Source organism: Pseudarthrobacter sp. 10T415, from assembly GCF_056394175.1.
In genome coordinates this window covers 16164-35638 of the sequence record NZ_JBFTHJ010000005.1, presented here as the reverse complement: position 1 = coordinate 35638, position 19475 = coordinate 16164, and the positions used below count along the sequence as shown (strand labels likewise).

Annotated in this window: 14 protein-coding genes; 11 read left to right on the top strand and 3 right to left on the bottom strand. The window is 67.5% G+C overall.

The features are described from left to right. Window positions 1–6: 6 nt before the first annotated feature. Window positions 7–3669 (top strand): glycoside hydrolase family 32 protein, encoded by a 3663-nt coding sequence (locus AC1DBN_RS09040; protein WP_477723039.1) that lies wholly within the window; start codon window positions 7–9, stop codon window positions 3667–3669. Between the two features lie 28 nt (window positions 3670–3697). Here AC1DBN_RS09040 and ptsP read toward each other — a convergent pair whose 3' ends face one another. Next, entirely contained in the window at window positions 3698–5383 is a 1686-nt protein-coding gene (gene ptsP / locus AC1DBN_RS09035) for a phosphoenolpyruvate--protein phosphotransferase (RefSeq protein WP_091716718.1), read from the bottom strand. 170 nt (window positions 5384–5553) lie between these two features. Here ptsP and AC1DBN_RS09030 point away from each other — a divergent pair, with 170 nt between their 5' ends. From AC1DBN_RS09030 to AC1DBN_RS08985, 10 genes are all read left to right on the top strand, one after another. Next, window positions 5554–6282 (top strand): TetR/AcrR family transcriptional regulator, encoded by a 729-nt coding sequence (locus tag AC1DBN_RS09030; protein WP_314212917.1) that lies wholly within the window; start codon window positions 5554–5556, stop codon window positions 6280–6282. Between the two features lie 98 nt (window positions 6283–6380). Next, entirely contained in the window at window positions 6381–8444 is a 2064-nt protein-coding gene (locus AC1DBN_RS09025; RefSeq protein ID WP_091716714.1) for a PTS mannitol transporter subunit IICBA, read from the top strand. After that, window positions 8444–9607 (top strand): mannitol-1-phosphate 5-dehydrogenase, encoded by a 1164-nt coding sequence (locus tag AC1DBN_RS09020; protein ID WP_091716712.1) that lies wholly within the window; start codon window positions 8444–8446, stop codon window positions 9605–9607. Before AC1DBN_RS09025 ends, AC1DBN_RS09020 begins: the two co-directional genes overlap by 1 nt. Before the next feature lie 221 nt (window positions 9608–9828). After that, the gene (locus AC1DBN_RS09015) at window positions 9829–10773 is read left to right on the top strand and encodes a siderophore ABC transporter substrate-binding protein (protein WP_477723038.1); all 945 of its coding nucleotides are present in this window, start codon (window positions 9829–9831) and stop codon (window positions 10771–10773) included. Between the two features lie 18 nt (window positions 10774–10791). Next, the gene (locus AC1DBN_RS09010; protein WP_091716710.1) at window positions 10792–11799 is read left to right on the top strand and encodes an ABC transporter permease; all 1008 of its coding nucleotides are present in this window, start codon (window positions 10792–10794) and stop codon (window positions 11797–11799) included. Further along, window positions 11792–12829, top strand: coding sequence for an iron chelate uptake ABC transporter family permease subunit (locus AC1DBN_RS09005; protein WP_091716708.1), 1038 nt, complete (start codon window positions 11792–11794; stop codon window positions 12827–12829). The genes AC1DBN_RS09010 and AC1DBN_RS09005 overlap by 8 nt, the downstream gene beginning before the upstream one ends. Further along, a complete protein-coding gene (locus tag AC1DBN_RS09000; protein WP_091716706.1) occupies window positions 12826–13587 on the top strand; it encodes an iron ABC transporter ATP-binding protein in 762 nt (253 codons plus the stop codon). Before AC1DBN_RS09005 ends, AC1DBN_RS09000 begins: the two co-directional genes overlap by 4 nt. Before the next feature lie 61 nt (window positions 13588–13648). Beyond that, a complete protein-coding gene (locus tag AC1DBN_RS08995; protein ID WP_091716704.1) occupies window positions 13649–14170 on the top strand; it encodes a GNAT family N-acetyltransferase in 522 nt (173 codons plus the stop codon). 45 nt (window positions 14171–14215) lie between these two features. Then, the gene (locus AC1DBN_RS08990) at window positions 14216–14653 is read left to right on the top strand and encodes a MarR family winged helix-turn-helix transcriptional regulator (protein WP_082497403.1); all 438 of its coding nucleotides are present in this window, start codon (window positions 14216–14218) and stop codon (window positions 14651–14653) included. A 30-nt stretch (window positions 14654–14683) separates the two neighbouring features. Beyond that, window positions 14684–15907, top strand: coding sequence for an MFS transporter (locus tag AC1DBN_RS08985; protein WP_091716700.1), 1224 nt, complete (start codon window positions 14684–14686; stop codon window positions 15905–15907). Between the two features lie 88 nt (window positions 15908–15995). Here the strand turns inward: AC1DBN_RS08985 and AC1DBN_RS08980 are convergent, their stop codons facing one another. Together AC1DBN_RS08980 and AC1DBN_RS08975 are read right to left on the bottom strand one after the other, a co-directional pair. After that, complete coding sequence (locus tag AC1DBN_RS08980; RefSeq protein ID WP_091716698.1) at window positions 15996–17435, bottom strand: sugar porter family MFS transporter; 1440 nt, start codon at window positions 17433–17435, stop codon at window positions 15996–15998. 317 nt (window positions 17436–17752) lie between these two features. Continuing rightward, window positions 17753–19420 (bottom strand): MDR family MFS transporter, encoded by a 1668-nt coding sequence (locus AC1DBN_RS08975; protein ID WP_477723037.1) that lies wholly within the window; start codon window positions 19418–19420, stop codon window positions 17753–17755. Window positions 19421–19475 lie beyond the last annotated feature (55 nt).

The following is a 19475-nucleotide window of genomic DNA, read 5'->3' as shown; positions in this document are numbered from 1 at the left end:
ATCTGCATGCACAAGAGACTAGCCGCGGGCCTCACGGCAGCGGTCCTTGGTGCCGGCCTCGCGGGAACGGGGGCCGCTGCTCCGGCGGCGGCCCTCGGCACCGCGCCCGTCACCCTCAACAGCACCACCAGCCCCATCCCGGACGTCGCCGGCACCAGCGGCACGTGGACCCGGACGGCCCAGGGCGGGTACACCGCCGTCGCCCCCTCCGGGCAGAACGCGGCCGCCACCAGCGAACAAGTCATCGCGGGCACTGCCCGCTACACGGCCAGCGTGACGGTCGATTCCGGAAGCCCCTACGGTGTGGGTGCCCTGGTGTTCCGGGCAACCCCGGACGCCGGCGCCGGCTACGCAGCCACCATCGATCCCAACCTGGACCGGGTGCGGCTGTTCGACCTCGCCACCGGCCAGGACGTGGTGGCCCCGGTGGCCCTCGCGCTGAACACGGGACAGCCCTACAACGTGGACGTCCACGTTGACGGGCCGCGGATCTACGTCGCCGTGGACGGGACCTCCAGGATCGACGCCACGGACTACCGCTACGGATCCGGCCGCGTGGGGCTCCACGCGTTCAACGGAACCGTTGCCTTCGGAACCCCCGGGGTCCGGACCATCGATGCGAATGTCTCCGGCTGGAGTGCCGGTGAGGGCTGGTCCGCCACGGCCACCGGATTCCGTGGCGCCGCTCCGGCAAACGCCAACATCCGCGCCATCGCCACCGGTCAGTCACCCACCGACGTCGATTTCTCCACCGACATCCAGGTGGCGTCCCCCTACGGCGTGGGAACTGTCCTCTTCCGGACCAATGCCGCCGGGACCACCGGGTACGCCGCCGAAGTGGACCCCAACGCGGGCAGGCTGCGCCTCTACCGGGTTTCCGACAACGCCACGCTGGGCACCTTTCCCGCGGCCATCACGGTCAACCAGGTCTACCGCCTGCGGGTCACCGCCGTTGGCAGCGAGCTGGCCGTCTACTGGCAAACGGACTTCCTGGACCCCAACGGCGCCACGCCTGCCATGACGGCCACCGACTCCACGGCCGGCGCGGGCCACATCGGGCTCGGCTCCTACAACGGAACCGCCGCGTTCCAAAGCATGACCCTCCGCGGCCTGGAGAGCTCCCTCCAGGGCTGGCGCACGGTGTCCGGCTTGTGGGAACCCGATGCCGCCGGCCTCCGCGCCGCACCGGCGGGCGGCACCGCGGCGAGGTTCATCCCGGCTGTGGCGTCCGACGTCGTCGCCTCCCTGGACCTGACCGTCACCTCCCCGGCAACGGCCTCGGTGGTGGTCCGCAGCGGTGCCGACGGCTCCGGCGGCCTCGAACTGCGGATCGACCCCGGCGCCGGCACGGCGAAGCTGTACAACCGGGCAGGGTCCACACTCCTGCACAGCGGCAGCCTGCCCGCCACCAGCTTCAAGGCCGGGCAGCTCAACCGCGTCCAGTTCACGGCCCGGGGAACGGAAGCGTCCGTCCTCATCAACGGGACCTCCGTCCTGAACGGCACGGTTCCGAGCGCCTCCGGTTCCGGGTTCGCGCTCCTTGCCACCGGCACCGCCTGGTTCCAGAATGTCCGTGGAGATGCAGTGGACCAGTACCTGAACGGCCTCTACCAGCCGGGCTTCCACTACACGCAGAACTCCGGAAACAGCTCCGACCCCAACGGCCTGGTGTTCTTCGATGGCGAGTACCACCTCTTCCACCAGGACCGCGGCCGCTGGGCGCACGCGGTCAGCACCGACCTGCTGCACTGGAAGCAACTGCCCATCGCCCTGCCGCACATGGCCGCAGGGGAGTCCTGGTCCGGCTCGGCGGTGGTGGATGCCACCGACGCCAGCGGGCTCTTCGGCGGCGGCTCCGGGCTGATCGCCTACTACACGAGCTTCAACCACGACACCCCGAACGGAAACCAGTCCGTCCGCGCCGCGTACAGCAAGGACAAGGGCCGCAGCTGGCAGACCGTCCAGGCCGCGCCGGTGGTGGAGAACCCGGGCGGCGCGGACGGCGGCTGGGACTTCCGCGACCCCAAAGTCACCCGCGATGAAGCGTCCGGTAAATGGATCATGGTGGTGGCAGGCGGGGACCACCTCCGCTTCTATTCCTCCACAGACCTGCTCCACTGGACCTTCGCCAGCACCTTCGGCTACGGCAGCTGGGTCCGCGGCGGGGTGTGGGAATGCCCGGACTTCTTCGAACTGCCCGTGGAGGGGCAGCCCGGGGTGAAGCGCTGGGTACTGTGGTGGAGCACGGGCGCCGTCCGGGCAACCAACGGCTCGGCGGCACAGTACGTGACGGGAACGTGGAACGGCACAGCCTTCACCCCCGACACCCCCGCCGCCACGGTGCTGCAGGCGGACCATGGCCGCGATTACTACGCGGCCATGAGCTTCTACGGCACCCCGGACGGCCGGCGGATCATGATCGGCTGGATGAGCAACTGGGATTACGCCTTCAGCCCGCCCACGGGCCGGTGGAACGGGCAGCTGTCAGTGCCCCGCGAGGTCAGGCTGGTGGACGTGCCGGGTGCCGGGCTGAGGCTGACGCAGTCCCCGGTGGTGGAGGAAGAGTCGCTGCGGACCTCCACGTGGCAGGCCTCGGACGTAGCGGTCTCGCCAACCTCCGGCAACCCGCTGGCCGCCGCCTCCGGGCGTTCGTTCGAACTGGAAGCCGAGGTGGGGATCCCGTTGTCGGGCGGGGCCGCGTCCTTCGCGTTCGGGGTCCGGAAAGGGAACGGCTCCACCGGCGCGCAGCAGACACTGGTGACGTACGACGCCGGTGCTGCCGCCCTCACGGTGGACCGCGGTGCCGCCGGGCGCAGGGACTTCACCCGCTACTTCGCAGGTTCGGCCGCGGACAATGCCACGGCCCCGTGGAGTTCCACCGTGGTGGGCACTGAGCGTCGCATGAAGGTCCGGATCCTGGTGGACGCGTCCTCTGTGGAGGTGTTCGGCGGTGACGGCACGGCTGCCATCACCTCGCTGGTCTTCCCGGACCCGTCCTCCACAGGGCTGTCCTTCACGGCTGCCGGAGGCACTGCCCGGCTGGTGTCCGTCAAAGTACACCAGCTCGGCGACACCGCGCGCCTGACCGGTGCTCCGCCGTCGGCCATCCTTCCGCCGGCCGCCGGCAACGCCCGGCACAACCTGGGCGCCTACGCGGTGGTTCCGGGCGGACGCTGGGAGGGCACGGGCGCAGGCCTGGCCGGCACGTTCGACAAGGACTCCACCGCCATGGGCCCTGCCACCTACGGCAACGTCCGGGTGCAGGCCACCGTCAGGTTCGGCGGCGAGCCCTTCGCGGGTGAGCTCCTGAACCGGGACCTGGCCCCCGAAAAGGGGTACGGCGGTGCCGGCTCGGTGCTGCTTCGGTCCTCGGCCGACGGGTCCACCGCCTACTACGTGAACCTGGACCCGAACTTGCGCGTGGTGCGGGTGTTCAAGCTGTCCGGCGGCGTGTTCACCGTTTTGGCCAGTGTGCCCTCGAACCTGGGCCACGGGGTCAGCTACGCCCTGGACGCCGCCGTCAGTGGCAACCGGATCACGGTGGCAGTGGACGGGACGCAGCTGATCGACGTGGCAGACACGGCGCCCCTGGCCGCCGGACGGGTGGGCGTCAACGTGTTCGACGGCAGGGCCGCGTACCAGGATGTGCTGGTGACGGCCCTGCCGTAGGGCAGGTTTGCCGGGCTGGCGGGGCTGGTTACAGGCCCAGTTCCGCCAGCACGGGCAGCTTCTCCCGCACCCGGTCGCGGGCCTCCGAGGCGCTCGGGGCGGAGAGCGCCAGCTTGGCCAGTTCCTGGGCTTCCTGGAGGGTCACGGTCTTGAGGACGGCGGCGACGGCGGCGAGGGAGCGGGCGGTCATGGACAGTGTGTTCACGCCCAGGCCGGTCAGGACGACGGCCAGGGCGGGGTCCGCCGCCGCCTCGCCGCAGACGCCTACGGGCTTGCTGTTGCCTTCGGCCCGGGAGCCTTCCACCGTCAGGCCCACCAGGCGCAGGACGGCCGGCTGCCACGGGGTGTTCAGGTTGGCCAGGGGACCGAGCTGGCGGTCCGCTGCCATGGCGTACTGGGTGAGGTCGTTGGTGCCCAGGCTGGCAAAGCCCACCTCGCGGAGGATGGCCTCGGCGGTCAGGGCGGCCGAGGGGACCTCCACCATCACGCCGGGGGTCTGCAGGCCGGCATCCGCGCACATCGAGGCAAAGCGGGCTGCCTCTTCGGCCGTGGAAATCATCGGTGCCATCACCCACACGTCCGCCTCGGACGCGTTGGCGGCCAGGGCGATGGCCTCCAGTTGCCGGTCCAGCACCCCCGGGGTGGTGAAATCGGTGCGGTAGCCGCGGACGCCGAGGGCGGGGTTGGGCTCGGTGGAGTCAGTCAGGAACGGCAGCGGCTTGTCGGCGCCGGCATCCAGCGTGCGCAGCACCACCTTCTTGCCGGGGAAAGCATCGAAGACGCTCTTGTACGCTGCGGCCTGTTCTTCCACGGAGGGCTCGGTGTCGCGCTCCAGGAAGCAGAACTCGGTGCGGAACAGGCCAACGCCCTGGGCGCCCAGCTTCGCGGCAGCCACCGCGTCCTTGCCGCCGCCCACGTTGGCGAGCAGCGGGACCTGGTGGCCGTCCGCCGTCGCGCCCGTGCCGGTGAACTCCGCCAGCAGCGACGCCGTTGCGGCCCAGTTTTCCGCGGCCTCGCGCAGGGACCCGTCCGGCTCGGACGTGACGGAGCCGGCGGCGCCGTCCACGTAGACCTCGGTTCCGTCAGCGATGTGGTCCACCCCGACGGCGGCCACGACGGCGGGAAGGCCGAGCGAGCGGGCGATGATGGCGGTGTGCGACTGCGGGCCGCCGCCGGACGTCACCAGGGCGAGGACCTTGTTTGGGTCCAGGGTGGCGGTATCGGCCGGGGCGAGGTCGTCTGCCACCAGGACGAAGGGATTCTCGGACGCGGGAATGCCGGGCGCTGCCACGCCGCGGAGCTCGGCCACGATGCGGGCCCGCACGTCCAGGACGTCGGTGGCGCGCTCAGCCATGTAGCCGCCCAGGTTATGCAGCATCTCCGAAACGGAGGATCCCGATTCCCAGATGGCCCGCTCGGCGGACGTGCCCCGGGCCACCAGCTTGGCGGCGCCCTTAATCAGCATGGTGTCCTTGGCCATCAGCGCCGTGGCCTCCAGGACGGCCTTGCCGTCACCGCTGGCGTGCGCCGCGCGCGCCTTCAGTTCGTCATGCACGGCCTGCGAGGCCGCCTTCAGTGCTGCGGTGGCTTCCTCGGCGGTGGTACCCGGCGCCAGCTGGTCACCGGCGGGGGGTTCGCTGATCGGTTTGGGCATCTGCCGCACGGTGCCGATGACGCGGCCTGGACTGACGCCTACTCCTGGGAAGTTCTGCACTGAAGGTCCTCATTCTCTGCCGGTAGCCAGGCCCGCCAAGCAGTTCCGGCGCCATGCCGGAACACCTCCGCACCGCCGCAACGCGTCACGTCAGGAGATGGAAACGAGCCTGAAAAAATTGTATGTGATTCAGTTCATATAGCAACGCTATAGGTGCTAGGGTAGCGGTTATGAGTTTGGATGGCCAGCTTCCCCCCAAAATGCGGCTGCTCCGTGCAGCGGCGGAGCTGCTGGCAAAATCCGCGGGAGCGCCGGTCTCCACCCGCCAGATCACGCAGCTGGCAGGGGTATCTGCACCCACCCTGTACCACCACTTCGGCGACAAGGAAGGCCTTTTCGACGCCGTGGTGGCTGCAGGATTCGAAGAATATGTCGCAGGCGAAAGGGATTTCGCCCCCTCCGGGCAGCCTCTCGAGGACATCCGGAGAATGTGGGACAACCACGTGCAGTTCGGGCTTAACCAGCCTGAGCTGTACCTGGTGATGTTCGGCAACATCCGTCCGGAAAGCCGCCCCGCCATCGTTGCCGATGCTGAGGCGCTGATGGAGGAGATGCTGAATAAGGCCGCGGTGGCGGGCCAGCTCAACGTCCAGCCCAGGGAAGCGGCCAGGTCCATCCTGGCGGCCAACGTGGGTGTGACGCTGATGCTGATTGCGGAGCCCGCCCCGGACCGGAACCTTGAACTGTCCACCATGACCCGGGATGCCATGATCTTTGCGGTATCCGCCGAGCCCGCCAGTGGTGCGGCCCCGGGCAACGCCGGAAAGTCTTCGGTGGTGGTGGCAGCGATTGCCCTGAACGCCGCACTTCAGGCCTCGCACTCAGACCAGCTCTCGAGCTCCGAGCTCAAGCTCTTCCTCGAGTGGCTGCACCGGATCTCCACCACTCCCGCCGGCTAGGCCGGCACCAACCTGCCCCACCCGGTTCCACCAGCAGTACGTCGTCGTCAGTATCGGACCATCCTGCGGAGCAGCAGGACGAACGGTTAGGAAATCACATGGCAACAGAAACAGTTGCAAAGCCACGTACCAGCGCTCGGGTACACGTCCAGAAATTCGGGACGTTCCTGTCCGGAATGATCATGCCCAACATCGGCGCCTTCATCGCCTGGGGCATCATCACGGCCCTCTTCATCGAAAAGGGCTGGCTGCCGGTTCCCCAGCTTGGCGGCTTCGGTGAAACCGACGGGAAGCCGAACCTCGGCCTCGTGGGGCCGATGATCACCTACCTGCTGCCGCTGCTGATCGGTTACACCGGCGGCAAGATGGTCTACGACGTCCGCGGCGGCGTGGTGGGCGCCATCGGCACCATGGGCGTAATTGTGGGCGCCGGCATCCCGATGTTCATCGGCGCCATGATCATGGGCCCGCTGGGCGGCTGGACCATGAAGAAGATCGATTCGCTCTGGGACGGCAAGATCCGGCCCGGCTTCGAGATGCTGGTCAACAACTTCTCCGCCGGTATCTGGGGCGGCCTGCTCGCCATGCTGGGCTTCTATGCGGTGGCTCCGGTGGTTTCAGCGTTCAGCGCCGGTGCCGGAAATGTGGTGCAGTTCCTGGTCAACAACGGCCTGCTGCCGCTCACCAGCATCTTCATTGAGCCCGCCAAGATCCTCTTCCTGAACAACGCCATCAACCACGGCGTGCTCACCCCGCTGGGCGTCCAGCAGTCGCTGGAGCAGGGCAAGTCCATCCTCTTCCTGCTCGAAGCCAACCCCGGCCCGGGCCTGGGCATCCTGCTGGCGTACATGTTCTTCGGCAAGGGCGCGGCCAAGGCCTCTGCCCCGGGTGCCGCAATCATCCACTTCCTCGGCGGCATCCACGAGATCTACTTCCCGTACGTCCTGATGCGCCCGCTGCTCGTCCTGGCTGCCATCGCCGGCGGCATGACCGGCATCGCCACCCTGGCGGTCACCGGTGCCGGCCTTGTTGCACCGGCAGCGCCGGGTTCCATCTTCGCCGTACTCGCCCAGACGTCCCGTGACAGCTACCTCGGGGTGATCCTCGCGGTCCTGCTCGCCACGGCCGCGTCCTTCCTGGTGGCCTCGGTGATCATGAAGACCACCAAGCACAGCGACGAAGGCGACCTCAACGCCGCAACCTCTCGCATGGAGGAGATGAAGGGCAAGAAGAGCTCTGTGTCCTCCCACCTGACCGGTGCGGGTGGTGTGGGAACCGCCGTGATGGCCGGTCCCATCAAGAACATCGTGTTCGCATGCGACGCCGGCATGGGCTCCAGCGCGATGGGCGCCTCCGTGCTCCGCAACAAGATCAAGGCCGCCGGTTTCCCGGATGTCAAGGTCACCAACTCGGCAATCGCCAACCTCAGCGACACGTACGACGTTGTGGTCACGCACCAGGACCTCACCGAGCGGGCCAAGCCCGCTACGTCCAGCGCCGCGCACTTCTCGGTGGACAACTTCATGAACAGCCCGCGCTACGACGAGATCGTTGACCTGGTCCGGGAGAGCAACACCGAAGGCGGATCGGCCGACGCCGGCGCCACGGCCGAGGCGGGTGCCGGAACTTCCGGCGGTGCCGCCGCAGCGGGCGGTGCAGGAGTTGGCGCCGCGGCTGGTGCAGCCGCAGGCCAGGGTGCGCACGCCGCCGACGCCCCGGCCGCGGGAGGGGCAGAGATCCTGGCCCGTGAAAGCGTCATCCTGACCGGAACAGCCACCACGCGCGACGCCGCCATCGACGAAGCCGGCCGGCTCCTGCTGGCCCGCGGCGCGGTGGACCAGGGCTACATCGACGCCATGCACGAGCGTGAGGAATCCGTGTCCACCTACATGGGCAGCTTCCTGGCCATCCCGCACGGCACCAACGCCGCCAAGGACCACATCCGGAAGTCGGCAGTCTCGGTGATCCGCTACCCGCAGGGCATCGACTGGAACGGCAAGGAGGTCAAATTTGTGGTGGGCGTCGCCGGCGTCAACAACGAACACCTGCACATCCTGTCCTCCATTGCCAAGGTCTTTACCAACAAGGAGCAGGTGGCCCGCCTTGAGGCGGCCAGCTCCGTGGATGAAGTCCTGGAGCTCTTCGGGAAGGTCAACGCATAGTGAAGGCTGTACATTTTGGTGCCGGCAACATCGGCCGCGGCTTCGTGGGGCTTCTCCTGCACAACGCCGGCTACGAGGTGGTGTTCGCCGACGTCGCCGACGCGCTCATTGCCCAGCTGGCGGCGGCGGACAGCTACGCCGTCCATGAAGTGGGGGAGAACCCCGCCGTGCAGACCGTTGACAACTTCCGCGCCCTGAATTCGAACACCCAGGAAGCGGAACTCATCACGGAAATCGCGACGGCGGACATCGTCACCACAGCGGTGGGGCCGCACATCCTGAAGTTCGTGGCACCGGTGATCGCACGGGGCATTGCCGCGCGCGGGGCCGGGATGGCGCCGCTGCAGGTCATGGCCTGCGAGAACGCCATCAACGCCACGGACATCCTGGCCCGGGAGGTGGCCTCCCGCCCGGAGGCCGCCGGCGGGGCGCTGGACGGCCAAGCAGTGTTCGCCAACACCGCCGTGGACCGGATCGTGCCCAACCAGGAGGCCGGGCAGGGCCTGGACGTCACCGTGGAATCCTTTTACGAGTGGGTCATCGACCGGACGGCCTTCGCCGGATCGGAGCCGGAGATCCCCGGTGCCACCTTCGTGGACGAACTCGCGCCCTACATTGAGCGCAAGCTGTTCACGGTGAACACCGGCCACGCCTCGGCCGCTTACCTGGGTTTCGAAGCCGGAATCGAAAAGATTTCCGACGCCATGGCGGACCAGGACGTGGCGGAAGACGTGCGGGCAGTGCTGGAGGAAACCAAGCAGCTCCTGGTGGCCAAGCACGGGTTCAGCAACGACGAGCAGGAAGCCTACGTCCAGAAGATCCTGGTCCGGTTCACCAACCCGCACCTGCCGGACACCGTGAACCGGGTGGGCCGCGCCCCGCTGCGCAAGCTCAGCCGGAACGAGCGGTTCATCGGCCCCGCGGCCGAGCTGGCCGAACGCGGCGTGGTGCCCGAGGCCCTGCTCGGAGCCATCTCAGCGGCGCTGCGGTTCACTGATCCCGCCGACGCCGAGGCCACCGAACTGGCCGGCATCCTCGCGTCGGGCAGTGCGGCGGACGCCACCGCCAGGATCACCGGCCTGGAACCGGACCACCCGCTCTTCAACGCCGTGTCCACCCTCGTGGAGGAACGGCAGGCAGAGGTGGCCACCACCTCCGCCTGATCTCCGCAGCCGGCGGCACGCTGCCTGCCGCACCATCCGACGTATGACTGCATCGACGTAATGCACAAGGACGACGCCGGCACTGACCCCAGTGCCGGCGTCGTTCTTCTGTGATGTCGCCCACAAACAGCCTAAAAGCGCTTTGGTTAGCCTGCCCTTACTTATAGGCTCTGCTCTATTAGGCAACGAAGTTGTGACGTTATTACCGAGTGGAGAACATCGTGAAGAAGAGGCTGCAGGGCTATTTGGGGGCAATGGCGGCAGGGGCGGCCCTCCTGACGTTGACTGCGTGCGGCGGCAGCGCCACGGCAACCCCCGCAGCGGAAACCTCCACCATCACCGTCGAGCACGCCCAGGGAAGCACCGCCAACGTCCCGGTCAACCCGGAAAAGGTCTTCACGTTCGACCTCGGCGTCCTGGACACCATGGACGCCCTGGGCGTTGAACCTGCCGGTGTGCCGGAAGCTGCCTACCCGGACGCGCTGAAGAAGTACTCCGATGCCAAGTACGCCAAGATCGGCTCCCTGAAGGAGCCCGACTTCGAAGCCGTCAGCGCGGGAAGCCCGGACCTCATCATCATCTCCGGCCGCACCGCCGGCGCCTACGAAGAGCTGAGCAAGATCGCCCCCACCATCGACCTCTCCATCGATGCCGCCAAGCCCATGGACAGCTTCAAGGAGCAGGCCGGAAAGCTGGGGACCATCTTCAACAAGTCAGCCGAGGTTGAGGAGAAGCTCGCCGCCGTGGACACCACCGTGGCGGACACCAAAGCAAAGGCCGCAACCGCCGGCAAGGGCCTGATCGTTCTCACCTCCGGAGGCGAAGTGACCGCCTACGGCGCAGGGTCCCGCTTCGGCATCATCCACGACGTCCTGGGCGTCCCCACTGCGGCGGACGTGAAGTCCGAGGGATCCCACGGCGAGGCCATCTCCTTCGAGTACATCAAGCAGGCCAACCCGGACCTCCTCTACGTGATCAACCGCGACACCGCCATCGGAACCGAAGGCGCCGCCAACGCCATCCTGGACAACGAGCTCGTCCAGTCCACCAATGCCGCCAAGAACGGCGAGGTCATCAACCTGGACCCCGCAGGCTGGTACATCGTGGGATACGGCCTGAACAACGTCAAGGCCATGGTGGACGCCGTGGCCGGCTCCGTCGCCTAACCCCCAACGGGCTACAGCATGACCATCACCGCCGCGCGCCCCCAGGCGCCGGCAACCCGCAGCCAGGCCCGCCAGTACGCGGGCCTGGCTGCGGCCGCAGGTGCCGTCCTGGTCCTCGCCGCAGGAAGCATGTTCGTGGGCGTCAGCGACGTCTCACTCCCGGCACTGCTCGCGGGGGACGCGGACACAGTCGACATTTTCTGGATCTCCCGGGTGCCCCGAACGTTGGCCGTGCTGCTGGCAGGCATGGCGGTGGCCGTGGCCGGGCTGATCATGCAGCTCATGGCCCGGAACCGCTTCGTGGAACCCTCCACCGTGGGCACCGTCGAGTCCGCCACGCTGGGCATCCTGGTGGTCACCGTCCTCGCCCCGGGCGCGCCGATGCTGGCCAAGATGCTGGTAGCCAGCGTTTTCGCGATGCTGGGCACCGCCCTGTTCCTGGCCATCCTGCGGCGGCTGCCCGCCAGGAACACCCTGCTCATTCCGCTGGTGGGCATCATGCTGGGCGGCATCATCGCCGCCGTCACCACCTTCTTCGCCTACCGGTACGACCTGCTGCAGACGCTCAGCAACTGGATGATCGGCGATTTCTCGGGCGTCCTCCGCGGCCGGTACGAGCTGCTCTGGATCGTCGCGGCGCTCATGCTGGTGGGCCTGCTCGCCGCCGATCGGTTCACCGTCGCCGGGATGGGACAGGACTTCACCACCAACCTGGGCCTGAACTATGCCCGCACCATGCGGCTGGGACTGCTGATCGTCTCGCTGATCTCCGCCGTGGTGGTCACCACCGTGGGCGCCGTACCCTTCCTGGGTCTGGTGGTGCCCAACATCGTCTCCCTCATCTTCGGTGACAACCTCCGCCGCGCCGTCCCGTGGACCGCCCTGTTCGGGGCCGCATTCGTGCTGGTCTGCGACATCATCGGCCGGACCATCCGGTACCCCTACGAGGTTCCCGTGGGGATGGTGATGTCCGTGCTGGGCGCCATCCTCTTCCTCGCCCTGATCCTGAGGAAACGCAATGCCTAAGGCGCCCGCCCTGACCTCCCCGGCTCCCGTGGACTCCGCCGTGGCCCCGTCCCGCGGCCCGGCCCGGCGCCGGCTCCGCAATGCCCCGCCCCAACTCGTGCTGGGCGTCCTGCTCGCGGCGACGGCCGCCGTCGTCCTCTTCTTCCTGTTCTTCGAACTCAAGGGCAACGTTGGCTACATCCTGCCGCGCCGCGCCATCAAGGTCTCCGCGATGCTGCTGGTGGCCGTTGCCGTGGGCGTATCCACGCTGCTGTTCCAGACCGTGACGGCCAACCGCATCCTGACGCCGTCCATCATGGGCTTCGACTCGCTGTACATCCTGGTGCAGACCGTCATGGCCTTCGCCCTCGGTGCCGCCGCCGTGGTGACGGCCCCGCCCACGCTGCAGTTCGGTGTCGAGGTGGTGCTGATGGTGGCCTTCAGCGCACTGCTGTACCGCTGGATGTTCACCGGCGCCACGCGGTCGCTGCACCTGCTCCTGCTGGTGGGAGTGATCCTCGGCAGCCTGTTCCGCGGCTTCTCCTCACTCCTGCAGCGGCTGATGGAACCCAGCGAATTCATCATCCTGCAGGACCTGTTCTTCGCGTCCTTCAACAATGTGGACCCCGCCCTGCTGGGCGTCGCCGCGGTGATCGTCGCCGCCGTCTGCGCTGCCGTCTGGCGGGCCCGGCACACCCTTGACGTCCTGGCGCTGGGCCGGGACGTGGCCATCAACGTGGGCGTGGACCACCGCAAGGTGGTGATGCGCGTGCTGCTGGCCTGCTCGCTGCTGGTGGCCGTCTCCACCGCCCTGGTAGGCCCGGTGACCTTCTTCGGACTCCTGGTGGTGAGCCTGGGCTACCAGCTGTGCCGCGGGTTCAGCCACGCCTGGCTGCTCCCCATTGTGGTGCTGATCGGCGCCATCGCGCTGGTGGGCGGCCAGCTGGTCCTGGAGAAAGTCTTCGGCTTTGGCACGGCGCTCAGCGTGGTCATCGAGTTCACGGGCGGCATCCTCTTCCTCTACCTCCTGCTGAAAGGCTCGCTCAAATGACCATCGCGGTCCGCAACGTCTCCAAAAGCTACGGCGGCCAGACGGTCCTCGACGACGTCAGCTGCGAGATTCCGCAGGGCGGCATCACCTCGATCATCGGACCCAACGGCGCGGGCAAATCCACCCTGCTCTCACTGATCAGCCGGCTGCAGCCGCTGGGCTCAGGTGAGGTTTCCGTGGGCGGCCTGGACATCGCGTCCACGGACAGCCGCCAGCTGGCCCGGACCATGGCCATCCTCCGCCAGGAGAACCACCTCACCATGCGGCTCACCGTCCGCGACCTGGTGGCCTTCGGCCGGTTCCCCCACTCCGGCGGGCGGCCTACGGTGGAGGACCTCGCCAAGGTGGAAGAGGCCATCGCGCACCTGGACCTGACGCCCATGGCGGACAAGTTCGTGGACGAGCTCTCCGGCGGCCAGCGGCAGCGGGCCTTCATTGCCATGGTGCTGGCCCAGGACACGCAGTACCTGCTCCTGGACGAGCCCCTGAACAACCTGGACATGAAGCACTCGGTGGAGATGATGCGGCTCCTGCGGCGCCTCGCCGACGACTTCGGCAAGACCATCGTGATCGTGGTCCACGACATCAACTTCGCCTCCTGCTACTCGGACACCATCCTGGCCATGAAGGACGGCAGGCTGATCCACCAGGGCAGCCCGCGGCAGATCATGCAGCAGGCCATGCTCCGCGACGTCTACGACATCGACATCCGCATCGAGGAGATCGGCGCGCACCGGATCGGCGTCTACTTCACCTGACGCGCGCTCACTTGTGGTGGGTATTCCTGCAACGCGCGCTCACCCGTGCAAGGCTGGGCAGGTGAGTGAAACCGCTGGTGCCCCGGAACCTTTACTGACCGCCGACGTCGAGCGCGGGACTTTCCGCCTCCGCCACGCCACGCGGGCGGACCTGCCCGCCGTCGTGCAGCTCCTCGCCGACGACGCCCTGGGCGCGGGCCGCGAGGCGGGCCAGGACATGGCGCCCTACGAACGGGCCTTTGACGCGATCGACGGCGACCCCCGCCACATGCTCGTTGTAGGCGAGCTGGTGCCACTCGGCGAAGCCTCTGGGCCGGTGGTTGCCACGTTCCAGCTGAGCTTCCTCCCCGGCATCTCGCGGCAAGGGTCGTGGCGCTCGCAGATCGAGGGCGTGCGGGTGGCCGGCACTCTCCGGGGCCAGGGCATCGGCAACCTGATGATCCAGTGGGCCATCGGCGAGTCCAGGCGCCAGGGCTGTTCGCTGGTGCAGCTGACCACGCACAAGACGCGGACGGCTGCCCAGCGGTTCTACCAGCGCCTCGGGTTTGAAGGCTCACACGAGGGCATGAAGCTCACGCTCTAATCAAGGATCTTTGACTGTTAGGTAGCCTAAATGTTAGGCTGCCTAATGATGAACGAGAACAAGCTCCAGGAACTCGCCGCAGGCTTCCGCGAAGCCCTGCGCCACAGCGTCTACCTGGTCCGCCGCCTCGACGCGGACGGAGACCTCAGCGCCGCCCAGCTCAGCACCCTCAAGATGCTGCTGGACGACGGCGTCCGCGTAGGTGAGATCGCCCGCAACCTCGGCGTCAGGGTACCCAGCGCCACCGAGCAGATCATCAAGCTCGAACGCGCCGGGCTGGCCCGCCGCGAACCCGACCCCGCCGACTCCCGCGCCGTCCGCGTCATCCTGACCGCCGAAGGCCGCGCCGCCGTCGAGTCCGCAAACCAGCGGCGCAACGCCGTCATGGCCGAACTCCTCGGCGAACTCACCGAGCAGGACCGTGAAGCGCTGGCGGCGGCGCTGCCCGTCATCGACAAAATCAACGCGTCCCTCCAGAACTGACGCACCGCACCCCCTTTAGGAGCACCCTCCATGAACCGCCAAGCAGACACCCTGCAGGCACCCGGGAACACCCTGCAGGCCGAAAAGGCCTCCTTCCTCAAACAGCCAAAAGCTGTGTGGGCCACCGCCCTGGCCGCGGTCTTCGCGTTCATGGGCATCGGCCTAGTGGACCCCATCCTCCCCGCGATCGCCACCAACCTGGACGCCAGCCCCAGCGAGGTTTCGCTGCTGTTCACCAGCTACTTCCTGGTCACCGCCCTGGCGATGCTGATCACCGGCTTCGTCTCATCCCGGATCGGCGGCAAGAAAACCCTGCTGATCGGCCTGGCCATCATCGTGGTGTTCTCTTCGCTCTCCGGACTGTCCGGCAGCGTGGATGAGCTGGTGGGCTTCCGCGCCGGCTGGGGCCTGGGTAACGCCCTCTTCGTCGCCACCGCCCTCGCGGTCATCGTGGGTGTGGCCAGCGGCGGCGCCGGCATCGCCATCATCCTCTACGAGGCCGCACTGGGCCTTGGCATCTCGCTCGGCCCGCTCCTGGGCGCCCTGCTGGGCGGCTGGCAGTGGCGTGCCCCGTTCTTCGGCACGGCCGTCCTGATGGCCGCCGCATTCATCGCCTTGCTGACGCTGCTGCCCAAGACGCCGCTGCCGGAGCGCAAGGTCCGCCTCCGCGACCCGCTGCTGGCACTTGGCCACAAGGGATTGCGTACGACGGCGGCAAGCGGCTTGTTCTACAACTACGGCTTCTTCACCATCCTGGCTTTCACCCCCTTCATCCTGGGCATGGACGCCTACGGAATCGGCGCCGTCTTCTTCGGCTGGGGCGTGGCCGTGGCCGTGTTCTCCGTGTTCGTCGCGCCGGTCCTGCAGCGCCGCTTCGGTGCCGTCAAGGTGCTGACCGGCACCCTGTTCGTCCTGCTGCTGGACCTGGCCGGGCTGGGACTGGCGGCCGGGCACTCGGTGGCTGCCGTCGTCGTACTCGTCATCGTGGCGGGCGCCCTGCTGGGCATCAACAACACCGTCTACACCGAACTTGCCATGGGCGTCTCCGATTCCCCGCGGCCGGTGGCTTCCTCCGGCTACAACTTCGTCCGCTGGATGGGCGGCGCGCTGGCTCCGTTCATGGCCGCGCAACTGGGTGAGCACTTCGGTCCCCAGGTGCCGTTCTTCGCAGGTGCCGTGGCCATGGGAATTGCCATCCTGGTGGCGTTCAGCGGCCGCAAGTACCTCACAGCGCACGAACCGCACCTGGTCTAGGAGCGGCTACTGCAGAACGGAAGGAACCTCCCGCACAGCATGTGCGGGAGGTTCCTTTTTGTGTGGCCGGGTTCAGCCGGACCGGCGGTCAGCCCTTCGCCGAGCCCTTCGCCACGAACAGGGTCTCTGCCTGCTCGAGGGACATGCCGTTGGTCTCCGGCACCTTGAACATCACGAAGAAGAAGGATGCCGCGGCGAACAGCGCGTACATGGCGTAGGTCAGCGGCAGGGACACGGCGGACATCACCGGGAAGCTGAGGGTGATGGCGAAGTTGGCCACCCATTGTGCCGCCGCTGCGAGTCCCAGGGCGCGGGCACGGATGCGGGACGGGAAAATCTCGCCGAGCAGCACCCACACCAGCGGGCCCCAGGAGGCGCCGAAGCTGACCACGAACACGTTGGCCGCCACCAGGGCCACCGGCCCCCAGGCGCCCGGGAGGGTGATGTCTTCGCCGGATCCGGTTGCGGAGGAGAACGCCAGGGCCATGGCGCCCAGGGATACGGCCATGCCCACGGAACCAACCAGCAGGATGGGGCGGCGGCCAATCCGGTCCACCAGGGCGATGGCCACCAGGGTGACCAGGATGTTGGTGACGGACGTGGCCACCGAGATGGTCAGGGAATCCTCTTCCCGGAAACCTACGGCCTTCCACAGGGTGGTGGAGTAATAGAAGATCACGTTGATGCCCACGAACTGCTGCAGCATGGAGAGGATGATGCCCACCCAGACCACCGCCTGCAGGCCAAAGGTCTTGCCGCGCAGCGAGCCCTTCTGACCGGCGATCTTGTCTTCCTCGATGGCATCCCGGATTTCCCGGATGTGGCGCTCGGTGTCATCGGCCGGGGCGATGCTGTCGAAGATCTTGCGTGCTTCTTCTTCCTTGCCCTGGAACACCAGGAACCGCGGGGACTCCGGGAGCGTGAAGGCAATCCAGCCGTAAACCAGGGCCGGAACAGCGGCGGCCAGGAACATCCAGCGCCACGCCTCGATGCCCAGCCAGAAGGACTGGTCCGCGCCGCGGGCGCTGGTTGCCAGGAGGGCGTCCGACAGCAGGGCCGCGAAAATACCGGTGGTGATGGCCAGCTGCTGCAGGGAGGCGAGCCGCCCGCGGACCTGCCGCGGCGAGATCTCGGAGATATAGGCGGGCGCAATCACGGAGGCGAGGCCAATGCCGAGCCCACCCACCAGCCGCCAGAAGATGAGGTCCCACACGCTGAACGCGAAGCCGGTGCCTATGGCGCTGACCAGGAAGAGCAGCGCCCCGAGCTTCATGGCGGGGATGCGGCCGTATTTGTCGGCCACCTTCCCGGCCAGGTAGGCGCCGGCAGCGCAGCCCAGCAGCGCAACAGCGACGGCAAACCCGGTCACCGCTTCGGAGAGCGCGAACTCGCCCTTCATGGCGTCCACGGCACCGTTCACCACGGACGAATCGAAACCGAAGAGGAATCCGCCCACCGCTCCCGCAAGGGCCAGCCAGATCACCCGCTGCGGTATGCGGGTCTTGGTCTGCTCCTGTGCAGTGGGCATGGTTCTCCCTGGGTTTGGGGTGTGGTGGAGTTCGCGCGGACGTCGTCGGCTGCGTACCGGCTAAATGGCCAGCGTACTTACCGTAGTGTTCCATGCCACGGCGAACCGTTCCAGTTGAGGCCGGCCGGCACCGGCTCCCCTCCCGCAGCGAACGCGGACGACGACGGTGCGCGCCGCCGTCGTACACCTCGCCCCGGGCGCGAAGCACTTAGGGAGAAACGCCGGAACCCTCCCGCACGGTGTGCGAAAGGGTTCCGGATATTGCCGCCACGAGTGAGCGCGCGTTGGTGTTTAGGCCGCCACGAGTGAGCGGGCGTTCAGTGGGCGGGGACCTGCAGGGTGTCGTTGTCCTGCGGGGGAGTGGCGTTGGGGTCCGTCAGCTTCTTCTTCGGCAGCGCGAGGCTGATGAGGAACGCGATTCCGGTCAGCACCGCGGCGGTCAGCATCACGGCGTCGATCGAACCGGCGAAGCCCTCGGTGATGGGCCGGGTCAGGGTGCTGTTGGCGGTGTGCAGCCAGCTGGTGTCGTTGAGCGAATCGTTGGACGCGCCGTTCTTGAAGAAGTCGTACAGCTTGGCGTTGGCCGGGTCCGCCGCCACCGCCGGGTCCTTCAGGACGGCAAGGTACGCGGCGTCGGTGGTGGCTGCCTTCATGCCGTCGGCGATCTTGTCTGCCGCCAGGCTGAACAGCATGGAGATGAAGACAGCGGTTCCCACGGCGCCGCCCATGGAGCGGAAGAAGGCGGCGGAGGACGTTCCCACGCCCATGTCACGCGGGGGGACGGAGGTCTGCATGGCCAGGGTGAGCGGCTGCATGCAGAAGCCCAGGCCCACGCCGAAGAACACGGCGATCAGTCCGGGAACCCACAGGGCCGTGTCCACACGAAGAGACAACCCCATGACCAGTGCTGCGGCCGTCAGGATTCCCGTGCCCATGATGGGGAAGATCCGGAAGGTGCCGGACGCGGAGATGGTCCGCCCGGCAGTGATGGACCCGAACAGGATGCCCACGGTGAAGGTGATCATCATCAGGCCGGCCTCGGTGGGAGTCAGGCCCTTCACGAGCTGGAGGTACATGGGAAGCATGGCAATGGCGCCGAACATGCCGATGCCGATGATGAAGTTCAGCAGCGAGGAAAGCCCGAAGGTGATGTTGCTGAAGAGCCGCAGCGGGATCAGCGCGTAGTCCCCGGCCCGCTTCTCGGCCAGCAGGAACCACGCGATGCCCACCACGCCCAGGCCGTAGCAGAGGAAGGAGTTGGTGGACGCCCAGCCCCACGCGCGGCCCTGCTCGGCCACGAGGAGCAGCGGGACGATGGCAACGGTGATGGCTGCCGCGCCCCAGTAGTCGATCTTCTGCTTCAGGTGCTTGGCCGGCAGGTGCAGGAACAGGAACACCACCACCAGGGCGGCGAGGCCGATGGGCACGTTGATGAAGAACACCCAGCGCCAGCCGTCAAAGCCCAGGATGTTGGACGTTCCGGCGAAGGCACCGCCCACCACGGGCCCCAGCACTGAGGAGATGCCGAACACGGACATGAAGTAGCCCTGGTACTTGGCCCTGTCCTTGAGCGAGACAATGTCGCCGATGATGGTCAGCGCCAGGGCCAGCAGGCCGCCGGCGCCGAGGCCCTGGACACCGCGGGCCAGGGCAAGTTCCGTCATGGAGTGGACGGAACCGGCATAGACCGAGCCCGCCAGGAAGATCACGATGGCGCTCAGGTACAGGGGCCGGCGGCCGAAGATATCGCTCAGCTTGCCGTACAGCGGGGTGCTGACAGTGGACGTAATCAGGTACGCCGTGGTGGCCCACGCCTGGAGCGAGAGGCCGTCCAGGTCGTTGGCGATGGTGTAGATGGACGTGGACACGATGGTCTGGTCCAGCGAGGCCAGGAACATGCCCAGCATCAGGCCCACCATCACGGTGACGATTTGGCGCTGCGTCAGGGTATCTCCGGCGCCGGGCGCGGCAGTGGCTTTGGACATAGGTGCTCCAGGGGAAGAAAAGGGAAGTAAGCATTTGATAGTTGCTTTCAGTAAC

What these genes read in the sequence shown, in the direction of transcription:
- AC1DBN_RS08980 (WP_091716698.1), bottom strand. Translation starts at nt 17,435, where the DNA reads ATGCCCACTGCACAGGAGCAGACCAAGACCCGCATACCGCAGCGGGTG.
- AC1DBN_RS09030 (WP_314212917.1), top strand. Translation starts at nt 5,554, where the DNA reads ATGAGTTTGGATGGCCAGCTTCCCCCCAAAATGCGGCTGCTCCGTGCA.
- AC1DBN_RS08990 (WP_082497403.1), top strand. Translation starts at nt 14,216, where the DNA reads ATGATGAACGAGAACAAGCTCCAGGAACTCGCCGCAGGCTTCCGCGAA.
- AC1DBN_RS09040 (WP_477723039.1), top strand. Translation starts at nt 7, where the DNA reads ATGCACAAGAGACTAGCCGCGGGCCTCACGGCAGCGGTCCTTGGTGCC.
- AC1DBN_RS08985 (WP_091716700.1), top strand. Translation starts at nt 14,684, where the DNA reads ATGAACCGCCAAGCAGACACCCTGCAGGCACCCGGGAACACCCTGCAG.
- AC1DBN_RS09000 (WP_091716706.1), top strand. Translation starts at nt 12,826, where the DNA reads ATGACCATCGCGGTCCGCAACGTCTCCAAAAGCTACGGCGGCCAGACG.
- AC1DBN_RS09005 (WP_091716708.1), top strand. Translation starts at nt 11,792, where the DNA reads ATGCCTAAGGCGCCCGCCCTGACCTCCCCGGCTCCCGTGGACTCCGCC.
- AC1DBN_RS08975 (WP_477723037.1), bottom strand. Translation starts at nt 19,420, where the DNA reads ATGTCCAAAGCCACTGCCGCGCCCGGCGCCGGAGATACCCTGACGCAG.
- AC1DBN_RS09025 (WP_091716714.1), top strand. Translation starts at nt 6,381, where the DNA reads ATGGCAACAGAAACAGTTGCAAAGCCACGTACCAGCGCTCGGGTACAC.
- AC1DBN_RS09010 (WP_091716710.1), top strand. Translation starts at nt 10,792, where the DNA reads ATGACCATCACCGCCGCGCGCCCCCAGGCGCCGGCAACCCGCAGCCAG.